Below are 23,196 nucleotides of genomic sequence, written 5' to 3' on the forward strand. Positions count from 1 at the left end.
TACTCGTAAGTTCAATATCGTGCAGACAGCAAATCCCGTTGGACTGTCGGCGCGAATGGAGTCATGGACTTTATTGCCAAATGCTAACACTTGAATTTTCTTGAAATCATTTGAAACGATCGCAGCACCCCCTCGACTTAACGACAAAGGTGGGGCTGGAACGCCCTACTGGCAAGGGTTTGCTGATTTGAAATCGGAGTCCTAGGAAATATCCGACAAAGTCCCACAGACACTTAATACAAGAAACAAGGAAGGAAGTTGCAGCTGTCTTTTTGGCAACTAGCCAACGGCCAACTAATTTGGAGATTTGCACCGATGGCGCACATTGAAAAGTTTCAGCCTGACACCCGGCCATGACTCATTCCTTGAGATGAAAGTAATCATTCAATTATCAGGGCTTAGTGGCTGATTAGAAGCTACAGATTACGGGCAAAAACCAGTTCAGTTGCTGGACCGGCCTGCTGATCGACGGCTTTCGGGGGGCTCAAACGAAAGAGTCCGTGTGGGCACGGACTCTTGGGAGGACTGTAAGTGCTACGCCGGCTCGACCTGCAGCGCGACCCGTTCGCGACACGGGCATTCGTCCATGTAGCGGTGTGCTTCGACAAACTCGGCAAACGGGAAGACCCGAGTCTTGAGCGGCAGCAGAACGCGGTCGGCGGTCAGCTGATTGATATCGCGCAAGGCACGTTGCAGTGCGGCCTGGTCCTGGGTGATGCCCAGTTCCGGCTTGCCCGTGAAGTTGCCGATGCAGTGCACGAAGAACTGAATGTTCTTCTGGAACGCTGCGCAGGCCGGGAAAGGTGTCTGGTTGCCACCTTGCAGGCCGTACAGCACCAGGCTGCCGCGAGGCGCCAGCACATCGCCCAGCAACGACATCTGCGGACCGCCCAAACCATCGAACACCACATCTACGCCACGGTTATCGGTGATTTTGTTGATCCGCATCAGCAGATCTTCTTCCTCGGTGACGATCACTTTCTCGGCACCCAGCGACAGCAGGTATTCACGTTCCTCCTCGGTCTTGGTCGCGGCGATCACTCGAACACCCAAGGCCTTGCCCAGTTGTACGAACGAAGGTCCGGCGCAATGACTCGCGTCAGTCACCAGCACAAATTGCCCGGGCTTGACCCGTGCCAGATCGGCATAAGCGAAATAGGCGATCAACAACGGCGTGTAGTGCACGCTCGCTTCAATCGGGGTAAGCACATCCGGATAACGGGTGACTGCCGAGCGCGGCAGAACGATCTGCTCGCCGTAGACCGGATAGTCGTTCGGGCTTTGGGCCGGAAAGCTGGCGACCTTGTCACCGACCTCCAGGTCATCGACGCCATCACCGACAGCGGTGACGATACCGGCCATCTCCTGGCCAAGGCCTGAAGGCAGTCGGGCATGGGACGGGGCCAGGTTCTGACGCCAGAGAGTGTCATACCAACTGATGCCGATCGCCTCGACGCGCACCTGCACTTCGCCCGGTGCAGGCAGAGCCGTCGCATGCTCTTCGCATTTGAGCACCTCGGCTGGACCAAACTTGTGAAAACGTATCGTGCGGGACATCGCAAACCTCGCCAAATAAACCTCTAATGCCATGAACTCTAGCCGGGCTTTCAACCCAACACTATCTGTGGCTATTAATAGTCGACATGCCTGTCATTGATTCCGCAGCGGCGGCAACATCGTCAAATGTCGTAAGAAACCGAAGCAGCCTATGTAGGAAAAACTGAATTACCCGGTGCAGAGTACCAGTCTTTCCCCGTAATATTCCTGCTGGCCATTGTTCTCATATGGCCGCCCACGTCAAGCTTGCTGACTCTGCCAGGACTCCAGATGAATCGTAATGACCTGCGTCGTGTCGACCTGAACCTGTTGATCGTTTTCGAAACATTGATGCACGAACGCAGCGTGACCCGTGCTGCGGAGAAACTGTTCCTCGGCCAGCCAGCCATCAGTGCGGCGCTCTCGCGCCTGCGCGGCCTGTTCGATGATCCTTTGTTTGTGCGTACCGGCCGCAGCATGGAGCCGTCCGCCAGGGCGGTCGAGATCTTCGCCCTGCTCTCCCCGGCACTGGATTCGATTTCCACCGCCGTCAGCCGTGCGGCCGAGTTCGATCCTGCCACAAGTACCGCCGTGTTCCGCATCGGCCTTTCGGACGACGTCGAGTTCGCCTTGCTGCCAATGCTGCTCAAGCGCCTGCGTGCCGAATCGCCGGGGATTGTGCTGGTGGTACGTCGGGTCAACTACATCCTGATGCCGGGGTTGCTGGCATCCGGTGAGATATCCATCGGTGTCAGTTACACCACCGACCTGCCGGCCAACGCCAAACGCAAGGTACTGCGCCGCAGCCAACCGAAGCTGTTGCGCGCCGACACCGTGCCGGGGCCGTTGAGCCTGGATGATTACTGCGCTCGCCCCCATGCACTGGTGTCGTTCGCTGGCGACCTCAGCGGCTTCATCGATGAAGAGCTGGAAAAGCTCGGGCGCAAACGGCATGTGGTGCTCGCCGTTCCCCAGTTCAACGGGTTGAGCACCCTGCTCGCCGGAACCGACATCGTGGCGACGGTGCCGGACTACACAGCCGATGCACTGACTGCCGCTGGCGGCGTGCGGGCCGAAGATCCGCCGTTGCCGGTGCGCAGCTTCGAGTTGCACATGGCGTGGCGCGGGTCCCAGGATAATGATCCGGGGGAGCGCTGGTTGCGGTCGCGGATTCAGATGTTTTTTGGGGATCCGGACAGTCTGGCCTGATCCTGATTTTGCATGAGGGCTTCTGGCCCTATCGCGAGCAGGCTCGCTCCCACAGGGATTTGGGAACGACGAAGATCCAATGTGGGAGCGAGCTTGCTCGCGATGGCCGCGACACGGTTCCAGATCCGACTATTGCATCCAATGCAACACACAATTGTCATCAATCCAGTTGATGACGACCGAACACAAGGCGCAGGCTAGAGGGCTGGCTTGGGTCTTATATCATTCCGGATGATAGTTACCTTCGCCCCATTCGATTCGTGAGATACAAACCCGCCGCGCATCATTCGCCAATCTCAACACATTGGCGGATGCATCCATGGAACAGTCACTCAAACATTTGCGCTTCCCGTTGGCCTTGTTGGCCGTAGTGGTGATCAGCGCTTGCGGCAAGGCCCCGGAAACCGCCGCCAGCATGCCAGCGGCCAAGGTCAGCGTGGCCAAGGTGCTGGAACAGCCGGTCAACGAATGGGACGAGTTCACCGGCCGTCTCGAAGCGCCGGAAACCGTCGAGATTCGTCCACGGGTCTCCGGCCAGATCGATGAAGTGGCGTTCACGGAAGGCGCCCTGGTCAAGAAAGGCGACCTGCTGTTCCAGATCGACCCGCGTCCGTTCCAGGCTGAGGTCCGCCGCCTCGAAGCACTGGTTGCACAATCGCGCGCCAATGCCACCCGCAGCGAAAACGAAGCCCAGCGCGGTGAGCGCCTGCGCACCAGCAACGCGATTTCCGCCGAACTGGCCGACTCGCGGACCAGCGCCGCCCAGGAAGCCCGCGCCGCGGTCGGCGCCCTGCAAGCGCAGCTGGATCTGGCCAGGCTGAACCTGAGCTTTACTCGTGTGACTGCTCCAATCAGCGGCCGCGTCAGCCGTGCGGAAATCACCGCCGGCAACCTGGTGACTGCCGACACCACCCCGCTGACCAGCGTGGTCTCTACTGACAAGGTGTACGCCTACTTCGACGCGGACGAGCGTGTGTTCCTCAAGTACACCGAGCTCGCTCGCCAGGGCAAGCGCGGCGCCACCACCCCGGTCTACATGGGCCTGTCCAACGAGGACGGCAACCCGCACCAGGGCGTGATGAACTTCGTCGACAACCAGGTCAACCCGAAGACCGGCACCATTCGTGGGCGCGCCGTGTTCGACAACAGCGATGGCAGCTACACCCCGGGCCTGTATGCACGCCTGAAACTGGTGGGCAGCGGCACTTACAGCGCCATGCTGATCAATGACGAAGCGGTCGGCACCGACCTGGGCAAGAAGTTCGTGCTGGTGATGGATGCCGACAACAAGACCGCCTACCGCGCGGTGGAGCTGGGTCCGAAGATCGAAGGTCTGCGCATTGTGCGCAATGGCCTGAACAAGGACGACACCATCATCGTCAAGGGCCTGCAACGGGTGCGCCCTGGCTCACCGGTCAGCCCTGAAGTGATTCCGATGGCCAGCGAACAAACCCTCGCGGCACTCGCACAACAACGCCAAGCGCTGGAAGCCAGCAACCTGCCCCAAGTCGCGCCTGCCAGGGTTGCGCCGGGTACGGCTGTGAAACTGGCTGCCACGACCCCACGCGGTTAAGGGATTTTTACGATGAATTTTTCCCAATTCTTCATTTCACGGCCGATCTTTGCAGCGGTGCTTTCGCTGCTGATCCTGATCGCCGGCGCCATCTCGCTGTTCCAGCTGCCGATCAGCGAATACCCGGAAGTGGTACCGCCGACCGTTGTGGTTCGTGCCAACTTCCCGGGTGCCAACCCAAAAGTCATCGGTGAAACCGTGGCCGCTCCACTGGAGCAAGCCATCACCGGTGTCGAGAACATGCTGTACATGTCCTCGCAGTCCACCGCTGACGGCAAGATCACCCTGACCATCACCTTTGCGCTGGGCACTGACCTGGACAACGCACAGGTGCAGGTGCAGAACCGTGTGACGCGGACCGAGCCAAAACTTCCCGAGGAAGTGACGCGCATCGGTATCACCGTGGACAAGGCTTCGCCCGACCTGACCATGGTTGTGCACTTGACCTCGCCGGACAAACGCTACGACATGCTCTACCTGTCCAACTACGCCTTGCTCAACATCAAGGATGAGCTGGCGCGTCTGGGTGGTGTCGGCGATGTGCAGTTGTTTGGCATGGGCGATTACTCCCTGCGTGTCTGGCTCGACCCGAACAAGACCGCTTCGCGCAACCTGACCGCCACCGATGTGGTCACGGCGATTCGTGAGCAGAACCGTCAAGTGGCGGCCGGTGCCTTGGGTGCGCCTCCTGCACCGAATGCCACGGCCTTCCAGTTGTCGGTCAACACCCAGGGCCGTCTGGTTTCCGAGGAAGAGTTCGAGAACATCATCATTCGCTCTGGCGACAACGGTGAAATCACTCGCCTCAAAGACATCGCTCGCGTCGAACTGGGCTCCAGCCAGTACGCCCTGCGTTCGTTGCTGAACAACCAGCCGGCGGTGGCGATCCCGATCTTCCAGCGTCCGGGTTCCAACGCCATCGAAATCTCCAACGAAGTGCGGTCGAAAATGGCCGAACTGAAGAAGAGCTTCCCCGAAGGCATGGACTTCAGCATCGTCTATGACCCGACGATCTTCGTGCGCGGCTCCATCGAGGCGGTGGTTCACACCCTCTTCGAAGCACTGATCCTCGTGGTACTCGTGGTGATCCTGTTCCTGCAAACCTGGCGTGCCTCGATCATTCCGCTGGTCGCTGTGCCGGTATCGCTGATCGGTACCTTTGCCGTGATGCATCTGTTTGGCTTCTCGCTCAACGCCTTGTCGCTGTTCGGCCTGGTATTGGCGATCGGTATCGTGGTGGACGACGCCATCGTGGTGGTGGAGAACGTCGAGCGGAACATCGAACTCGGATTGACCCCGGTTGAAGCGACCAAAAAAGCCATGGGCGAGGTAACCGGCCCGATCATCGCCACGGCGCTGGTGCTGTGTGCGGTATTCGTTCCGGCGGCGTTCATTTCCGGCCTGACCGGCCAGTTCTACAAACAGTTCGCCCTGACCATCGCGATTTCCACGGTGATCTCGGCCTTCAACTCCCTGACCCTGTCGCCAGCGCTGGCCGCGGTATTGCTCAAGGGCCATGACGCGCCGAAGGACCGATTCTCCAAGGTGCTGGACAAGATTTTCGGTGGCTGGTTGTTCCGTCCGTTCAACCGCTTCTTTGAAAAGGCCAGCCATGGTTATGTCGGCACCGTTGCCCGCGTGATCCGCTCAAGCGGTATCGCCCTGCTGCTGTACGCCGGCCTGATGGTCCTGACCTTCTTCGGTTTCTCCAGCACTCCGACCGGTTTCGTCCCGGGCCAGGACAAGCAATACCTGGTGGCCTTCGCGCAACTGCCGGATGCCTCGAGCCTGGACCGTACCGAAGACGTGATCAAGCGCATGTCCGAGCTGGCGCTGAAACAGCCCGGCGTGGAAAGCGCCGTGGCCTTCCCGGGCCTGTCGATCAACGGTTTCACCAACAGTCCGAACGCCGGCATCGTGTTCGTGACCCTCAAACCGTTCGACGAACGTAAAGACCCGAGCATGTCCGCCGGTGCGATTGCCGGTGCCTTGAACGGCCAGTACGCGAATATCCAGGAAGCCTACATGGCGATCTTCCCGCCGCCGCCGGTACAAGGCCTGGGCACCATCGGTGGTTTCCGCCTGCAGATCGAAGACCGGGGCAACCTGGGCTACGAAGAGCTGTACAAGGAAACCATGAACATCATCAACAAGAGCCACAACGTGCCGGAACTGGCCGGCCTGTTCACCAGCTACACCGTGAACGTGCCCCAGGTCGATGCCGCCATCGACCGGGAAAAAGCCAAGACCCACGGCGTGGCCGTCAGCGACATCTTCGACACCCTGCAGATCTATCTGGGTTCGCTGTATGCCAACGACTTCAACCGCTTTGGTCGCACCTACCAGGTCAACGTTCAGGCCGAACAACAGTTCCGCCTCGAATCCGACCAGATCGGCCAGCTGAAAGTGCGTAACAACAAGGGCGAGATGATCCCGCTGGCGACCTTCATCAAGGTCAGCGACACCTCTGGCCCGGACCGCGTGATGCACTACAACGGCTTCATCACCGCTGAAATCAACGGTGCGGCAGCCCCCGGCTACAGCTCCGGCCAGGCCGAAAAAGCCATCGAGAAACTGCTCAAGGAAGAACTGCCCAACGGCATGACCTACGAATGGACCGACCTGACCTACCAGCAGATCCTGTCCGGTAACACCGCACTGTTCGTGTTCCCGCTCTGTGTGCTGCTGGCGTTCCTGGTACTGGCGGCTCAATACGAAAGCTGGAGCCTGCCACTGGCGGTGATCCTGATCGTACCGATGACCCTGCTGTCGGCCATCACCGGTGTGATCGCCTCCGGCGGTGACAACAACATCTTTACCCAGATCGGTTTGATCGTATTGGTGGGGCTTGCCTGCAAGAACGCGATCCTGATCGTCGAGTTCGCCAAGGATAAACAGGAGGAAGGCTTGAGCCCGCTGGCTGCGGTCCTGGAAGCCTGCCGTCTGCGTCTGCGGCCGATCCTGATGACCTCCTTCGCGTTCATCATGGGTGTGGTGCCCCTGGTGTTCTCCAGCGGCGCCGGTGCCGAAATGCGCCACGCCATGGGTGTCGCGGTGTTCTCCGGGATGCTTGGGGTGACCTTCTTCGGTCTGTTGCTGACGCCGGTGTTCTACGTACTGATCCGTAACTTTGTCGAGCGCGGCCAGGCACGCAAAGCTGCCAAGGCCACCCTGAAGCTGGAGTCGCACTGATGAGTTTGAAAGCCTTCCTGCCGAGCCTGCTGGTACTGGCCCTGAGTGCCTGTGCCGTGGGCCCGGACTACAAGACGCCAACCACCGAGGCGGCCAACATCACGGCCGCCACCGATGGCGCCGCCGGCCAGAAGAACTTTGACCGTTCGCGTTTCGAAGGCATCTGGTGGCAGCAGTTCGAAGACCCGACCCTCAACCAGCTGGTGACGCAATCCCTGCAAGGCAACCGTGATCTGCGCGTCGCCTTCGCCCGCTGGAAAGCGGCGCGGGCGATCCGCGATGACGTCAGCAACGACGCCATGCCGACCATCACCAGCCGCGTCAGCAGTGACCTGGGCAAAGGCCAGATTCCGGGCCAGACCACCGACCGGGTCAACAGCGAACGCTATGATCTGGGCCTGGACATGGCCTGGGAAATCGACTTGTTCGGTCGCATCCAGCGCAACCTGGAGTCGGCCAACGCCGAGCAACAGGCATTCGAGGCCGATCTGTACCAACTGCAAGTCACCATGATTGCCGAACTGGTGGACTCCTACGGGCAGCTGCGCGGCGCGCAGTTGCGGGAGAAAATTGCCCTGGCCAACCTGGAGAACCAGCAGGAGTCGCGCAAGATCACCATCAGCCTGCGTGATGCCGGCGTCGGCGACCAGCTCGATGTGGAGCGCGCCGATGCGCGACTGGCGTCGGTTGAGGCTAGCGTGCCGCAGCTGCAGGCCGAACAGGTTCGGCAGAAAAACCGCATCGCCACCTTGCTCGGTGAGCGGCCGGACAAGCTGACCGTGGACCTGAGCCCGAAAGACCTGCCGGCGATTGCCAAGGCCCTGCCGATCGGCGATCCGGGTGAACTGCTGCAACGCCGTCCGGACATTCGCAGTGCCGAACGCCAACTGGCTTCGGCCACCGCGCGTATCGGCGTGGCCAAGGCGGATCTGTTCCCGCGGGTCAGCCTCAGCGGCTTCCTCGGCTGGACTGCCGGGCGTGGTTCGCAGATCGGTTCTTCGGCGGCCAACGCCTGGGCGCTGGGCCCGAGCATCACCTGGGCCGCGTTTGACCTGGGTAGCGTAAAAGCCCGCATACGTGGCGCCGACGCCGATGCCGAAGGCGCCCTGGCGACCTACGAGCAGCAAGTGTTGCTGGCCCTGGAAGAATCGGAAAACGCTTTCAGCGACTATGGCAAACGCCAACAGCGCCTGATCTCGCTGATTCGCCAGAGCGAGTCCAGCCGCTCGGCTGCCGACCTGGCGCAAATCCGCTACCGCGAAGGCACGTCCGATTTCCTCGTGCTGCTTGATGCGCAGCGTGAACGTCTGGCGGCCGAAGACACCCAGGCCCAGGCCGAGGTTGACCTGTATCGCGGCATCGTCGCGATCTACAAGGCCCTCGGTGGTGGCTGGCAGCCGGAGACGGTCGCGAGCAAGTAATACGGTTTTTAAAGCGCTCCTTTGGTTGGCCGCAACCAACCAATTTCCTTGCCCTGCGTCTCATTCGGTCGCGGGGCTTTTTTTTGCCTTTCAAAGCAATGCATCCCCCTTGTAGGAGCGAGCTTGCTCGCGAAAAACCAAAGAACACCGCGCTAATTCAGGCTGCCCGCGTCATTGTTGACCACCCTCGCGAGCGGGCTCGCTCCTACAGGGATCAGGGGTGTTCCTGGACGGTCACCGTCGCGGTGGTCCCGGCGCGCAATTTGTCTTTACCGGCATAGTCGGCATCGATCTCGATCCGCACCGGCACCCGTTGCGCCAGTTTGATCCAGGTGTAGCTGGGGTTGATGCTGGCCAGCAGACGGCCGCCCGGCAGGTTTTCCCGGTCGGCAATGGCGAAGGCAATACTCTGCACTTTGCCGCCGAACGTTTCGCCACTCATCAACTCGATCTTGACCCGGTCACCCTCCCCGATCCGCGGCAACTTGGTTTCTTCGAAGTAACCGCTGACATAGAACGACTCGCTGTCCACCAGCGCCAGCAATGGGCCACCTGCCGAGGCGTAATCACCCTCCCGGGTCAGCAGATTGGTGACATAGCCGGTCACCGGGGAGACGACATGGGTACGCTGCAAGTCGAGCTCGGACTGGGTCAATGCCGCGATGGCCAGTTGCACGTTGGCCTGGGCCAACACCAGACTGGCCTGATTACGCATCAAGTCGGCCTGGGCCACCGACACGTCGGTGCTGGCTTTCTCCCACTCTTCGCCGGAAATCGCTGAACGATCCTTGAGCGTGCGCCGGCGCTGCTCCTCGCTCTGACGTTGTTTGAGCAATGCTTCGCTAGAGATAATCGCCGCCTGGGCCTGCCCGAGCGAGGCTTTCGCCACCTCCACCGCGCGTCTGGCATGCTCCACCGCCAGGGTGTAACGCGCCGGATCGATCTCCAGCAGCGCCTGGCCCTTGCTCACATGTTGGTTGTCCTGCACGGCCAGGCTGACGATTCGCCCCGAAACGTCGGCGGACAAGGTCACCACATCGGCACGCACCCGGGCATCCCGGGTCCAGGGTGCGCGGGTGTAATGCTCCCAGGCGAACCAGCCCAGAATGAAGGCCAGCAATACCACCGCCACCGTCGTGAGTCGGGAAAGGATGTTCTTCAAGGCTTCAGGCTCCCATGACCAGAATCAACGTGGCGCAGACGCAGGCGTACAACGCGCCTTCGAACAACGCCTCGTGCCAGACAAACTGCAGCACGCCAAGGCGCCGCAATGTCCAGTCCAGCAACAGGAAAATCGGCAAGCCCAGCAGCAGCGCCTGGGCAATCGGGGGCAGATAGGCACCACCCACTTCCAGATCAATGGGCAAGGACAGGTTCTCCTTCAAGGCCTGAGGGTTGAAAGTGGTCGCGATAGCGTTCCACGAACGACACCACGATCAGCAGCGCCACACGCATGCGGAACACCGACCACAGGTGCTGGTGAACATCGGTGTGCAGGGCATCCAGGTCGTCGCCCAAGGTGTGGAGGCTATCAAGCACCTGCACCCCTTCGACCCCGGGCCGACCGGCAACCAGCCTGCCCGTTTCCCGGACTGTCGAAAACAGGCGACGTTGCAGATCCGGACTCAGCAGTGCGTTGTTCTGCCCTTGCTGCCGCAGCTGATTCAAGGCGATACCCAATGCCATGCAGGCCAGGCTGACTTGAAACAGCTCGCGCGATTGTGGCTCCCGGGTCGCCGGCAGCAGCCCCAACATCATGGTCAGGCGATCAACCATACGGCTCTCGAACGCAAACTGCTGTTCATCGCTCGCCGAGGTTTTCAGCAAGGCGTACACCTGCTCGCAGCTCTCTTTGTAGAGCCGGCGCATGCGAAAATCCGGTCTGAACGGAAAGATCAGCGCATAGACACTCAAAGCCAGCACGGTTGCACAGGTATAGGCCCCGGCAAACTCGAACCACTGGCTCGCGGTGTTTTGACCAATCCCCACATTCAACGGGCCAAGCAACAAAAACGTCGTGAGCCCCAGGCCAATCCCGGTACCTGTGGTAGGTGGACTGGCCAGCCCCACCGCTACGGCGTAGAGCAAGGGCGCCAGCAGCAAGGCAAGCATCTCGAAATTGCTGATCATCGGCACAAACATGAACTGAAGGAGCGCCGAGGCCACCAGAGCCAGCCCGAATCCCCTGGCATAGCTTTGAACAGCCAGTAGCGGTCGGGGAAACGTCGACATCAGCGAGCAAAGGATGCCCACCAGCACCATCCCGGCTCGCGCACCGTCCCAGCCGGTTTCGATCCAGATCAGGCCGGCGATCAACAGCGCGCAAAAGGCGCGGACGGCATTCATCGTCGCCAGGGTGAAGTCCAGATGCAGCGGATTTTCCCGCCCGCGAAACACGCTGCTGGCGGGTCGCCCGCTCTGGATGGCATCGCTCAGCTCCAGAATCTGCTCAAGCTGCTGCAACAGGCGCGCCTGCTCCCAGCGCAGCGACCAGGCCAGCGAACGCAAGGTGGCCGGCAGCGGCTCGGTCAATTGTTCGGCCCTGTAGGCCAGCTCATCAAAGCGTTGTTGCAGCGACGTGAAATGATGGCGCTTTTCACTGGACAGCGAACGCCCCTCCCGCGCCAGTTCATCGAGAAAGGCCAGCTCTTCGGCAAGCAGCCGTTGAATCTCTTCAGGCAGCTCGCCCTCCCAGCGCTCGGTCAACAACAGCCGCTGGTGGCGCAAGGCGGTCAGCCGCGCGGTCAACAACACCAATTGGTTGCCCAGCAGTTGCACCAGGCCGTTGGCGCTGCGTAACCGGGGCGCATCGTAGTACATGTGCCTGCGCACACCCTCCAGGCCACTGATCTGGCCCAGCAGCTGCATTTGCCGCTGCTGGAATTCGGCTTCGCTTTCTTCGGTGCGGATGACGGCGCCGGCATGGGTGGCCAGCAACCGGGTGATCTGATCGATTTTGGCGAAGTAATCACGGGCCACGGCTTCCGGCCTGGCGGTGAGCAGGCTGACCACGCACACGCAGGCAACCGCCAGCAAGGTTTCGGTGAGGCGGGTCACTGCCAGCAAAAAGGTGCCGTCCTGATCGGGAATCGCCAGCAACGCGATGACCACGGCGGTGTAGCCACTGAGCACGAATGCCCCGGAACTGGTGTAGCGCAACAGCGTGCCACCGGCGGTGCACAGCGCCAGCCACAACGCCAGGGTGGTGATGAACGGCAGCGGTGCCTGGGGAAAGATCGCCATGATCAACACCGCCACGGCCGCCCCCAGCGTGGTGCCGATCACTTGGCCAAAACTGCGGGCCAGCACCATGCCAGCCAGTGGCTGGCTGATGATGACCACGGCCATGATCGACCACTTGGGCTGGTCCAGATCGAACAAAAACGCCAGGTACAGGGTCAACAACCCGGCCGCGATGGTTCGCAAGGCAAACAGCAACACCCCGGGGCCGGGGTTGAAAATCGCCTTGAAGTATTGCAACAACGCTTGCATGGGAACACTCGTCGAGACACCTCCAGCAAGCGTAGTCACTGCTGCGGTGCCTCGAGAGGTTTTGCCGTCGACGCAGCTTGCCGGCCCGTGGATTGTCGGCTGAAGGGCTGTTCAACGGTTTGAATCGTCAGTGAGCGTCGTCAAGGTTTGACTCAAAGCCTGGCCTGACCGAAGCTTGCGCCTTTGCAAAAGCTTGCCAGCTTCCGGATTCCTGCATGCCCAAGTCCCGCCGCCTTCTGTTTATCAGCCTCTTCGCCCTGCTCGTCATCGGCGGTGTCTGGTTTTCCCTGCGCGATACCACCCCGGTGGTTCCCGAAGCCATCCAGCACGGCTACAGCGAAGCGCTGGCGGCTGCCAGGGCCGGCCAACCGGGTGCGGCGCGGGTGCTCTATCAGCAATTGGCCCGTCCGGACCTGTCCCCCAAACGTCGTATCGGGTTGCATGCCGAGCTGCCCAACTATCCAAGCTCGGTGGCCCTGAAGCTGGCGGATGCCGACCTGCAGAACGAGTCGCCCGAGGTACGTATCGCGGCGATCATAAGCATCAGCGGCCTGGTTCCGAATGGCCAGCGCAGTCTGCTGCTGGGGCCATTGCTCGATGACAGCGAACAAAGCGTTCGGCTGGCGGCGATCAACGCGCTGCTGGGGTTGTCCCCGGATGAACTGGGTTTGTATTTCGGGCCGCTGGAGCAAGCCATCGATGCCTGGGAGCAAGTGCTCAAGAGCGCGCCGCAAAGCGCCGAAAACCAATACCAGCTGGCCCGACTGCACTTGCACAACGCCGAGCTCAAGCAAGCGCAACAGGCGCTGGACAACACCCTGCGCCTGGCGCCGGACAACCTGCCGGCGCTGGTACTGCAAATCGAAGTACTGGATAAACAGGGCCAGAACGACGCTGCCCGGCAACTGTTGGCCAGGCAACTGCAGGCACAACCCAACTCGGCCTACCTGCAACACGCGTTGGGGCTCTGGCTGCTGCATCACGAGCAAAGCGAATTCGCCCTGCTCGGCCTGTCCAAGGCCGTTGAACTTGAGCCCAATAACCGGGACTACCGCTACGACCTGGCCACCACGTTGCACGGTGAGCAGGAGCTCGAAGCGGCGCAGAAACAGTTGCAGGAAATCGTTCAGCGCCATCCGAACGATCGCAAGGCCCGGGTGCTGCTGATCAACTACTGGAAGGAAAGCGGGCAGCTGCAAAACGTGCAGATCCTGTTGGCCCAACTCGAACAGATGAACCCCGATGATCCGGCGTTGCAACAAGGGCTTTGACCCCGACTGAAATTTCGTTGAACCGTCGTCCTGGCCAGGGGTCAAGTGAACAGGCAGCCCGTTGTGGCGCTTCGCAGCGGCTGCCTCGTTGAACCTGGCCATATGAGGACGCTTGTTTGTCTCTATCCAACGATTTGAACCGAGACAAGGCCGCCACCGGTATCGAAGGTCTGGACGATATCCTCGATGGCGGACTGTCCCGCGGACATGTGTTTTTGCTCGAAGGCGAGCCGGGCACCGGCAAGACCACCGTGGCGCTGCACTTCCTGTTGGCAGGCGCGCAAGCCGGCGAACGCTCCTTGTACATCACGCTCTCTGAAACCGAACGCGAGCTGCGCCAGGGTGCCTTGTCCCATGGCTGGGAGATGGACGAAAACGTCCATATCTTCGAACTGACGCCCCCGGAAAACCTGCTCAATGCCGAACAGCAGCAGACACTGCTCTATTCCTCCGACCTGGAACTGGGCGAAGCCACCCGCCAGATCTTCGAGGTGGTCGAGCGGGTCAAGCCGACCCGCGTTGTCCTGGACAGCCTTTCCGAGATTCGCCTGCTGGCGCAAAGCTCGCTGCGCTACCGTCGGCAGATACTGGCCATCAAGCATTATTTCGTGCGTTACGACGCCACGGTGTTGCTGCTCGATGACCTGACCGCCGAGTCCCTGGACAAAACCGTGCACAGCGTGGCCCACGGCGTGATTCGCCTGGAAGAATTGACCCCGAACTACGGCGCCGAGCGACGTCGCATCCGCGTGGTCAAGTACCGCGGCCAGAAGTACCGCGGCGGCTTCCATGACTTCACCATCACGGGCGATGGCGTGCGTGTATTCCCGCGACTGGTGGCCGCCGAACATCGCGGTCAATACCTGCGTCAGCAATTGACCAGCGGCATCCGGGAAATGGATGCGCTGCTGGGCGGCGGTATCGAGACGGGTTCCAGCACCTTGATTCTCGGCCCGGCGGGGACCGGCAAATCGCTGATCTCCATGGTATTCGCCGCCGCGGCCGTAGCCCGGGGCGAAAAAGCCGCGCTATTCATTTTCGATGAAGAGTTGGGGTTGTTGTTCGAACGCATGAAGAACATCGGCATCGATTTGCAGGCCCTGCTAGACAGCGGCAATTTGCTGATCGAACAAGTGGACGCGGCCGAGCTGTCCCCCGGCGAGTTCTCCCACCGGGTCCGACGCTGCGTGGACGAAGGCAATATCAAGACCGTGGTGATCGACAGCATCAACGGCTATCAGGCGGCGATGCCGGAAGAGAACGCCTTGGTGCTGCACATGCACGAGCTACTGCTGTACCTCAATCGCCAGGGCGCCGCGACCTTCATGACGGTCGCCCAGCACGGCCTGGTCGGCGACATGCAGGCGCCGGTCGACATCACCTATCTGGCCGACACAGTCATTCTGCTGCGTTACTTCGAAGCCCTGGGCAAGGTGCGCCGGGCCATTTCGATCATCAAGAAACGTACCGGCAGCCATGAGTCGACCATCCGTGAATACCGCATCAGCGCCCAGGGCATGACCATCGGTGAGCCCCTGGAAGCCTTTCAGGGCGTATTGCGCGGCGTACCCACGTATCTCGGCGCCAGCAACCCGTTGCTCGCGGACGAAATCCCGTGACGGACATGCAAGCGACGTCCGAGCGCGCAATCATCCTTGCACCGCGAGGGCGCGACGGCCAGATCGCCCTGATGATGCTCAACGAGGCCGGGTTTCACGGGGTGATCAGCCCCGACCTGCCCGGATTGTGCGCCGAACTTGAACAGGGTGCCGGCCTGCTGCTGATCTCTTGCGAGGCGTTGTTGGGCGCTGATCCGGAACCGCTGATCCGCCTGATCGAACAGCAGCCCGCGTGGTCGGATCTGCCGATCGTGTTGATGACACACCATGGCGGCCCGCAACAGAACCCGGCATCGCGCTTCGGCCCGCAATTGGGCAACGTGACGTTCCTCGAACGGCCATTTCACCCGGTCACACTGATCAGCCTGGTCACCACGGCCCTGCGCGGACGGCGACGACAGTACGAAGCCAGGGATCGGTTGATCGACCTGAGCCAGAGCGAATTGCGCCTGCAGAACACCCTCGAAACCCTTGAACAGCAGGTGCAAGAGCGCACCGCGCAACTGCGTCACAACGAGGAGGCGTTGCGCCAGTCGCAGAAAATGGAAGCCGTCGGCCAACTCACCGGCGGCATCGCCCATGATTTCAACAACATGCTGACCGGTATCATCGGCAGCCTGGAGTTGTTGCGTCGACGCCTGGCCCGGGGACGAACCGAAGACCTGGACAGCCTGATCGATCTGGGGGTGACTTCGGCCAACCGCGCGGCGGGCCTGACTCACCGCCTGCTGGCGTTTTCCCGGCGCCAGTCGCTGGATTCGAAACCCGTGGAGATGAACACCCTGGTGATCTCCATGGATGAACTGCTGCAACGCAGCATCAACGAAACCATTCGTCTGGACATGCAACTGGACGAGCACCTGTGGGTGGCCGAAGCCGACCCCAATCAACTGGAAAGCGCCCTGCTCAACCTGGTGATCAATGCCCGCGATGCCATGCCCAATGGCGGCAGTCTGGTGGTCTCGACTTCGAACCAGCACTTTGACGAGGATTTCACCCAAGGCCAGAGCAATCTCGATGCGGGTGACTATGTGGTGCTCAGCGTGACGGACACCGGCTGTGGCATGCCGCAAAGCACCATCAACCGTGCCTTCGACCCCTTCTTCACCACCAAGCCTATCGGCCAGGGCACCGGCCTGGGGTTATCAATGATCTATGGTTTCAGCAAACAATCGGGAGGTCACGTCGCCATCCAAAGCGTCGTGGGCGAAGGCACCACGGTGAGCCTGTTCCTGCCACGCTTCGGTGGAGACCTGCCCCGGGACCATCCATCGGACGTCGAACAGTCACCTTTGGCCAGGAATGGCGAGACGGTGTTGATTGTCGAGGACGATCCGGCGGTGCGGGTGCTGGTCAGCACGGTGTTGAGCGATCTGGGCTATGCCTACGTCGAGGCTTGTGATGGCGATAGCGCGGTGCCGATACTCGATTCGGCCCAGCGCATCGACCTGCTGATCAGCGATGTCGGCTTGCCCGGTATGAATGGCCGGCAACTGGCGGAAATCGGCCGGCAGTTGCGTCCCGAGTTGAGGGTGCTGTTCATCACCGGCTACGCCGAGCACGCCGCGGTGCGTGGCGGGTTCCTCGATCCGGGCATGCAGATGATCACCAAGCCGTTTACCTTCGACCTGTTGACGGCGAAGGTCAGGGAGATGATCAGGGCCTGAAGGCTTACGAAAGCATGTCCTGCATCAATTCCTGCAATGTATCCAGATCGAAAGGTTTTTCCAGGATCGGTGCCTTGTGCGTAATCGGGCTGTCGGTCTCGCGGATTTCCTGGGCATAGCCGCTGATGAAGATCACCTTGAGTTCCGGTCGCAGTTTCACGGCGGGCTCGGCGATCTGCACGCCGGAGATTCCTCCGGGCAGGCGGAAGTCGGTGATCATCATGTCCAGGTGCGGTTTGCTCGCCAGGATTTCGAAAGCCTGCTCGCCGTTTTCGGCCTGCAATACGCGGTAACCCTCGCCCGACAGATAAGCGGACAGCACCATCAGAATCGAGGGATCGTCCTCGACGACGAGTACTACATCTTGTGCATCTTCGCTCATGGGAAGCCTTTGCTCGGTCAATTGCTGCTGATAGACCGTGGGGTCGACCAGAGGTTGCGTTTATCCGGTTGTTTTCCTACAGCGGCAGACAAACGCGAAACAAGGCGCCTTCGCCGATCCTGCTCTGGACGGTAATAGTACCGCCATGGGCGGCCACAATCTGCTCTGAAATAAACAATCCCAGGCCCAGCCCGGCGACGGCGTGCCTGGCCGATACCCGCTCGAATTGCTGGAAGATCCGCTTCTGGTTTTCCTCGCTGATGCCAATCCCTCGATCCTGCACGTCCACCAGCGCTTGGCCACCGTCACTGTAGACCTTCACCGAGATCGGGCTCTTGGCCCCGTAGCGCAAGGCGTTGGTCAGCAGGTTGGAAATGACCTGTTCAATTCGAAACTCGTCCCAGTTTCCGATCACCGGTTGCGTGGCATCGAGCGAGACCGACGCTTCGGCGGCGTCGATCTGCTGGGAAAAGTTGTGCAACAGCTCGCCAACCAGCGTTGAAAGGTCAAAGCGCTTGGGCCGGATCGACAACTTTCCGGTGCGAATGCGCGAGACATCGAGCATGTCTTCAATCAATCGAATCAGGCTTTTGATCTGCCGCTCGTCGCGGTCGACCATCGCGTGCATCTTGTCCAGGGTGAAGGCGGCGGAGTTGTCCCGGGCCAGGTGCATCTTGCGCAACTGGGTTTCAAGGATCAGGCCGTTGAGCGGCGTGCGCACTTCGTGGGCGACGATGGACATGAAGTCATCGCGCATGCGTACCGCCTGCTCCAGTTCCAGTTGAGTGCTTTGCAATCGCTTGAGCAGGGTCTCCTGTTCGCGGCGACTTTGTTCAAGGGCCAGCACTTGTTCCTTCATCGCCTTGCTCTGGCGATAGAGGTCGACGAACACATTGACCTTGCTCTTGACCGCCTGGAGATCCAGCGGTTTGTACAGGAAATCCACGGCACCGCTTTCATAGCCCTTGAAGGCGTAGTTGAGTTCACGCCCGGCGGCGCTGACGAAAACGATCGGGATGTTCCTGGTTTTTTCCGTGCCGCGCATCAACTCGGCCAGCTCGAAGCCATTCATACCGGGCATCTGCACATCGAGGATGGCCAAGGCGAATTCGTGTTGCAACAGCAGGGACAAGGCCTCGTCGGCGGACAGCGCCTTGTACACAATGCGGTCCTCACGCTTGATCAGCGCTTCGAGCGCCAGCAGATTCTCCGGCAGATCGTCCACGATCAGCAGTTTGGCCTGGATATTACTCAGCATGCGATTCGTTCCAGCTCGACAAGCAGACGGCCGATGCCGCGTACAGGAATGATCGGAAGTGCGAAGCCTTCGCGCAGCGGGCCGGGGATGTTCAACAGCGCCTCGACGCCACCGGCGCAGGCGCCGATCACGATCGCTTCGATAGCCGGCATTTTCGTTGCACTTTTCATGATTTTCGATAGATCCGTTCTTGTTTGACCAGCGGCTCGAACTGATCGCCGAAGGCTGAGAAATCCGGGGTTTCCTTACTGCCCAGCACCAGGAAACCGCGATGGCAGAGGGACTCATGAAACAGCCCGAACGCTCGGCCCTGAAGACTTTTATTAAAATAAATCAGTACGTTACGGCATGAAATTAATTGAGTTTCGGAGAATACGCTGTCCGTCGCCAGGCTGTGATCGGCGAAGGTCACGTTCTCGCGCAGGGTCTTGTCGAAAATCGCGTACCCATAGGCCGCCGTATAGTAGTCGGCAAACGAACTCTGGCCACCGGCCTGCTGGTAATTAGCAGTGTAGGCGCGGACGTTCTCCATCGAGAAAATCCCTTGCCTGGCCTTTTCCAGCGAGCGCGGATTGATGTCGGTGGCGTAGATGATGGTACGGTCCAGCAGGCCTTCTTCGCGCAGCACAATGGCCATCGAATACACCTCTTCACCGGTGCTGCATCCGGCGATCCAGATCTTGATCGAAGGGTAGGTTCGCAGCAGCGGCACCACTTCCTTGCGGATGGCCAGGAAGTGCGAGGGATCGCGAAACATTTCGCTGACCGGAATGGTCAGCAACTGCAGCAGTTGCATGAACGCGGCGGGATCGTGCAGGACCTTTTCCTGCAACGCCGAGATGGTGTTGCACTCGAACTGACTCAACGCATGGTCGACCCGGCGTTTGATCGAAGCGCCGGAGTAATCGCGAAAATCGTAGCTGTACTTGAGATAGATCGCCTCGATCAACAACCGCAGTTCGATTTCGCTGTTTCGATCCACTGAAAAATTGCGCTCCACTAGATACGTTCCATCTTCGGTAACCACACACGAATCAGCGAAAACAGGCGATCGAGGTCGATGGGCTTGGCCAGGTAATCGTTGGCGCCGGCCTGCAGGCAGCGCTCCTGATCGTCCTTCATGGCCTTGGCCGTCACGGCGATGATCGGCAGCTTGCGCCAGCGCAGATTCTTGCGGATTTCAACGGTGGCTTCAAAACCATCCATTTGCGGCATCATCACGTCCATCAACACCAGATCGATGTCTTGCACCTCATTCAATCGTTCAATCGCTTCGCGGCCGTTGCGGCCAATGACCACGACTGCGCCCTTTTGCTCCAGCGCGCTGGTGAGGGCGAAAATGTTGCGCACATCGTCATCCACCAGCAGCACCTTGCGGCCTTCGAAGACCTTGTCGCGGCAGCGGGCGACCTTGAGCATCTTCTGCCGCTCATGGGACAACCGTGATTCGACTTTGTGCAGAAAAAGCGTCACCTCATCCAGCAACCGCTCCGGCGAGCGTGCGCCCTTGATGATGATCGAACGCGAATACTTGCGCAGTTCGGCCTCTTCATCCCGGGTCAGGTTGCGCCCGGTATAGACGATGACGGGCGGAAAGGAACAGATGTCTTCGGTGGACATGCGCTTGAGCAAGTCATTGCCGAGCATGTCGGGCAGCTTGAGGTCGATGATCATGCAATCGAAGACGGATGAGCGCAGCAGGTCCAGCGCCTCCTGTGCCAGGCCAACGCCGGTGATCTCGATGTCATCGTCGCCGATCAGGCGGGCAATGCTGGCGCGCTGCACGTCGTCGTCCTCGACCAGCAGCACGCGCTTGACCTTCTGGGTCAACTTGGCCTCAAGGCGTGCAAACACGTCCTTGAGTTCCTCGCGGGTGGTCGGTTTGACCACGTAGCCGATGGCGCCCATGTGCATCGCCGCCTCGACCCGGTCTTCGACCGAAATCACATGCACCGGGATGTGCCGGGTTTCGGCGTGTTCCTTCAAACGTTGCAGCACGCTCAGGCCGGAATGATCCGGCAGGCGCATGTCCAGCAGGATCGCATCGGGGATGAACGCCTTGGCCAGGTCGTAGCCTTCGTCGGCGCCGTGAGCCACCAGGCACTGATAACCCAGTTCATGGGCCAGGTCGTAGAGGATGTGCGCAAAGTTCGGCTCATCCTCCACCACCAGAATGCAGCGTTTGGTGAACGGCCCTTTGTTGCGGTCGTCGTCGAAGCGCGGAATGTCGACTTCGGCCACCAATGGCGACAACGTGGGCGGCAATACACTCGACACAGCCGCAACAGGAGCCGCTTGCATCGGTTCGACAGGCACTTCGCCCGGTTCCACGTACTGCTGTGGCAAGACCAGGGTAAATACACTGCCCTGCCCCGGCGTGCTGGTTACGCTGATGGAGCCGCCGAGCAAGGCCGCCAGGTCACGGGAGATCGACAACCCCAGCCCGGTGCCGCCGTAACGCCGATTGGTGGTGCCGTCGGCCTGACGGAACGCTTCGAAGATGCTTTCGTGCTGATCCACTTCGATGCCGATCCCGGAATCGCGGATGCTGAACGCGATGCCGTCATTCGGCGCCGTGGCGACGGACAGGCTGACGCTGCCGCTTTGCGTGAATTTCACCGCGTTGGACAGCAGGTTCTTGAGCACTTGCTCCAGACGCTGGCGGTCGGTGAACAGCATCAACGGCGCACCGTCCTGCATATCCACCCGGAAATCCAGTTGCTTGTCCGTGGCCAATGGCTGGAACAGGTCGCGCAGGCCATCCACCAGGCGCGCCACGCTGGTGTTCTCCGGACGGATTTCCAGCTTGCCGGCCTCGACTTTGGAAATGTCCAGAATGTCGTTGATCAGGTTGAGCAAGTCGTTGCCGGCGGAGTAGATCGACTCGGCGAACTTGACCTGCTCGGCAGTGAGGTTCTCTTCCGGGTTTTCCGCCAGCAGCTTGGCCAGGATCAACGAGCTGTTCAGCGGCGTGCGTAGCTCATGAGACATGTTGGCGAGGAATTCGGACTTGTACTTGCTCGATCGCTGCAATTCTACTGCGCGTTCTTCGAGCTGGATCTGGGCCTGATTGAGCTCGGTATTCTTCAGGTCCATGGCGTCGTGCTGCTCGGCCAGTACTTCTGCCTGCTCGGCGAGTTGTTCGTTGGTCTGCTCCAGCTCCACCTGCTGGGTTTCCAGGTGCGCCTGGGACTCCTTGAGAATCCGCGACTGCTCTTCGAGCTCTTCGTTGGCGGTCTTGAGTTCTTCCTGCTGAACCTGCAGTTCTTCGTTGAGTTGCTGGGTTTCGGCCAACACCTCCTGCAAACGCTGGCGATAGCGTGCCGCCTCGATCGAGGTGCCGATGTTACCGGCAATCAGCTCAAGCAATTCAACGTCGCGGTCGGTCAGCGGACGCAGAAAGCCCAACTCGATCACGCCATTGACCCGCTCGTCGTCGCTGGTTGGCACCACCAGCACACTGCACGGCAAACCGTCACCGAGGCCGGAGCTGACCTTGAAGTAATCTCCCGGCACCTCGTCCAGGCGAATCAGCCGTGCCTGTTGCGCCACCTGGCCGACAATGCCTTCTTCGCTGTAGATCTGCTGTTCACGCCCTTCCTGTTCACGGGAAAAACCATAGGTGGCGATGCGCTTGAGGCCGCCATGGTCTTCGCGCACATAAATAGCCGCCACGGCGGTGCCCAGGTACTGCGCGCAGAATTGCAGGATATTGCGACCCAGCATGCTCAGGCTCAATTGTCCCAGCACCTGCTCGGCCAGCTCGGTCTGGCCGTTGCGCAGCCAGGCCTGTTGCTCCAGACGATGGGCGCTGGCCTGTTGGGCGGCGAGGTTGACGCTGTAGTTCTGCGACAGGGTCAACAAATCGCGGCGCCCGACGTACGCCAGCAACCCACTGACCCCGGCTATGAACAATAGGTAGAGGCTGATGCTCATGATGGTGGTGCCGCGCACTTCGTCGTTGCGCGATGCGCGCAACTGTTGCTCGGTGTCGATCACCGCCTCGAACTGCTTGCGAATTTCATCGGTCAGGCGCTTACCGCGTCCGGCCTTGACGATGGCGCGATAATCGCCGCTGCTGCGCTGCAAATCGATCATCGATTGCGCGTAGTTGGTCCACTCCAGCTGCAAGGCCCGCAACCGTAGCAAGCGATCAGTCTGCACCGGGTTGTCGGCGGTCAGCTCAAGCAAGGTGTCGAGCGCCACGGCGATGCGCGGCTTGGCGGTTTCGTAGGGATCGAGGAAATGCTCGTCGCCACTGAGCAGGAAACCGCGCATCCCGGTTTCCAGATCCACGGTCAGCTTGACCGCTTCATTGGCGTTATTGATAACCCGGTCGGTGTGCTCCACCCACTGGATGGTCGACAGTAAATAGCTGATCAGCGACACGAAAAACACAGCGCTGATAAGACCCAGACCCAACGGCAGGCTGATGTTACGGCTCAGGAGTTTACGAAATCGTTGCTCATCAACCGAGGACGCTGAGGTCATGGGGCAGGCCTTGTCGAACTGTCAGAATGCAAGGAGTTTGCCCCAAAACTGGCAAATTGATCCAATTATCTGACATGTTTGCGCG

Annotated in this window: 15 protein-coding genes and 1 pseudogene; 7 read left to right on the forward strand and 9 right to left on the reverse strand. The window is 60.4% G+C overall.

Annotated elements, in window-relative coordinates; translation table 11 throughout:
- Positions 1–534: 534 nt before the first annotated feature.
- On the reverse strand, positions 535–1,557 hold the full coding sequence (locus tag KGA98_RS13525) for a zinc-dependent alcohol dehydrogenase family protein (protein ID WP_090455285.1): 1,023 nt from the start codon (positions 1,555–1,557) through the stop codon (positions 535–537).
- Positions 1,558–1,827: 270 nt separating this feature from the next.
- On the opposite strand from KGA98_RS13525, the gene KGA98_RS13530 reads away from it, so the two are divergent.
- The 4 genes from KGA98_RS13530 (at position 1,828) to KGA98_RS13545 (ending at position 8,931) form a co-directional block, all read left to right on the forward strand.
- Entirely contained in the window at positions 1,828–2,745 is a 918-nt protein-coding gene (locus KGA98_RS13530; RefSeq protein ID WP_090455287.1) for a LysR family transcriptional regulator, read from the forward strand.
- Between the two features lie 319 nt (positions 2,746–3,064).
- Positions 3,065–4,318 (forward strand): multidrug efflux RND transporter periplasmic adaptor subunit MexE, encoded by a 1,254-nt coding sequence (gene mexE, locus KGA98_RS13535; RefSeq protein WP_223502543.1) that lies wholly within the window; start codon positions 3,065–3,067, stop codon positions 4,316–4,318.
- A 12-nt stretch (positions 4,319–4,330) separates the two neighbouring features.
- Positions 4,331–7,510, forward strand: a complete 3,180-nt coding sequence (locus KGA98_RS13540; RefSeq protein ID WP_150812992.1) for an efflux RND transporter permease subunit — start codon at positions 4,331–4,333, stop codon at positions 7,508–7,510.
- Positions 7,510–8,931 (forward strand): efflux transporter outer membrane subunit, encoded by a 1,422-nt coding sequence (locus KGA98_RS13545; RefSeq protein WP_090455289.1) that lies wholly within the window; start codon positions 7,510–7,512, stop codon positions 8,929–8,931. The genes KGA98_RS13540 and KGA98_RS13545 overlap by 1 nt, the downstream gene beginning before the upstream one ends.
- A gap of 214 nt (positions 8,932–9,145) precedes the next feature.
- Here KGA98_RS13545 and KGA98_RS13550 read toward each other — a convergent pair whose 3' ends face one another.
- The 3 genes from KGA98_RS13550 to KGA98_RS13560 are packed head-to-tail and all read right to left on the reverse strand — an operon-like array spanning position 9,146 to position 12,423.
- Entirely contained in the window at positions 9,146–10,093 is a 948-nt protein-coding gene (locus tag KGA98_RS13550) for an HlyD family secretion protein (protein WP_223502544.1), read from the reverse strand.
- Positions 10,094–10,097: 4 nt separating this feature from the next.
- A complete protein-coding gene (locus KGA98_RS13555; RefSeq protein WP_032829912.1) occupies positions 10,098–10,298 on the reverse strand; it encodes a DUF1656 domain-containing protein in 201 nt (66 codons plus the stop codon).
- Complete coding sequence (locus KGA98_RS13560; RefSeq protein ID WP_223502545.1) at positions 10,288–12,423, reverse strand: FUSC family protein; 2,136 nt, start codon at positions 12,421–12,423, stop codon at positions 10,288–10,290. The genes KGA98_RS13555 and KGA98_RS13560 overlap by 11 nt, the downstream gene beginning before the upstream one ends.
- A gap of 215 nt (positions 12,424–12,638) precedes the next feature.
- On the opposite strand from KGA98_RS13560, the gene KGA98_RS13565 reads away from it, so the two are divergent.
- From KGA98_RS13565 to KGA98_RS13575, 3 genes are all read left to right on the forward strand, one after another.
- Positions 12,639–13,694 (forward strand): tetratricopeptide repeat protein, encoded by a 1,056-nt coding sequence (locus KGA98_RS13565; protein ID WP_223502546.1) that lies wholly within the window; start codon positions 12,639–12,641, stop codon positions 13,692–13,694.
- 116 nt (positions 13,695–13,810) lie between these two features.
- Positions 13,811–15,313: an ATPase domain-containing protein gene (locus KGA98_RS13570; RefSeq protein ID WP_223502547.1), complete on the forward strand. Its 1,503-nt coding sequence runs from the start codon at positions 13,811–13,813 to the stop codon at positions 15,311–15,313.
- Positions 15,310–16,980 carry a response regulator gene (locus tag KGA98_RS13575; protein WP_223502548.1) on the forward strand — a complete coding sequence of 557 codons (1,671 nt, stop codon included), beginning with the start codon at positions 15,310–15,312 and terminating at the stop codon, positions 16,978–16,980. Before KGA98_RS13570 ends, KGA98_RS13575 begins: the two co-directional genes overlap by 4 nt.
- A 4-nt stretch (positions 16,981–16,984) precedes the next feature.
- Here the strand turns inward: KGA98_RS13575 and KGA98_RS13580 are convergent, their stop codons facing one another.
- The 5 genes and pseudogenes from KGA98_RS13580 to KGA98_RS13600 form a co-directional block, all read right to left on the reverse strand.
- Positions 16,985–17,362, reverse strand: a complete 378-nt coding sequence (locus KGA98_RS13580) for a response regulator (protein WP_223502549.1) — start codon at positions 17,360–17,362, stop codon at positions 16,985–16,987.
- 76 nt (positions 17,363–17,438) lie between these two features.
- Positions 17,439–18,620 (reverse strand): hybrid sensor histidine kinase/response regulator, encoded by a 1,182-nt coding sequence (locus KGA98_RS13585; RefSeq protein WP_223502550.1) that lies wholly within the window; start codon positions 18,618–18,620, stop codon positions 17,439–17,441.
- Positions 18,621–18,661: 41 nt separating this feature from the next.
- Positions 18,662–18,790, reverse strand: a pseudogene (locus KGA98_RS13590) (chemotaxis protein CheB); the annotation flags it as partial.
- Positions 18,787–19,620: a CheR family methyltransferase gene (locus tag KGA98_RS13595; protein ID WP_057714771.1), complete on the reverse strand. Its 834-nt coding sequence runs from the start codon at positions 19,618–19,620 to the stop codon at positions 18,787–18,789. The gene KGA98_RS13595 and the pseudogene KGA98_RS13590, both read right to left, overlap by 4 nt.
- Entirely contained in the window at positions 19,620–23,111 is a 3,492-nt protein-coding gene (locus KGA98_RS13600; protein WP_223502551.1) for a response regulator, read from the reverse strand. Before KGA98_RS13600 ends, KGA98_RS13595 begins: the two co-directional genes overlap by 1 nt.
- Positions 23,112–23,196 lie beyond the last annotated feature (85 nt).

This window comes from Pseudomonas sp. BF-R-24 (genome assembly GCF_019947335.1).
In the GTDB taxonomy this organism is placed as follows: domain Bacteria; phylum Pseudomonadota; class Gammaproteobacteria; order Pseudomonadales; family Pseudomonadaceae; genus Aquipseudomonas; species Aquipseudomonas jessenii.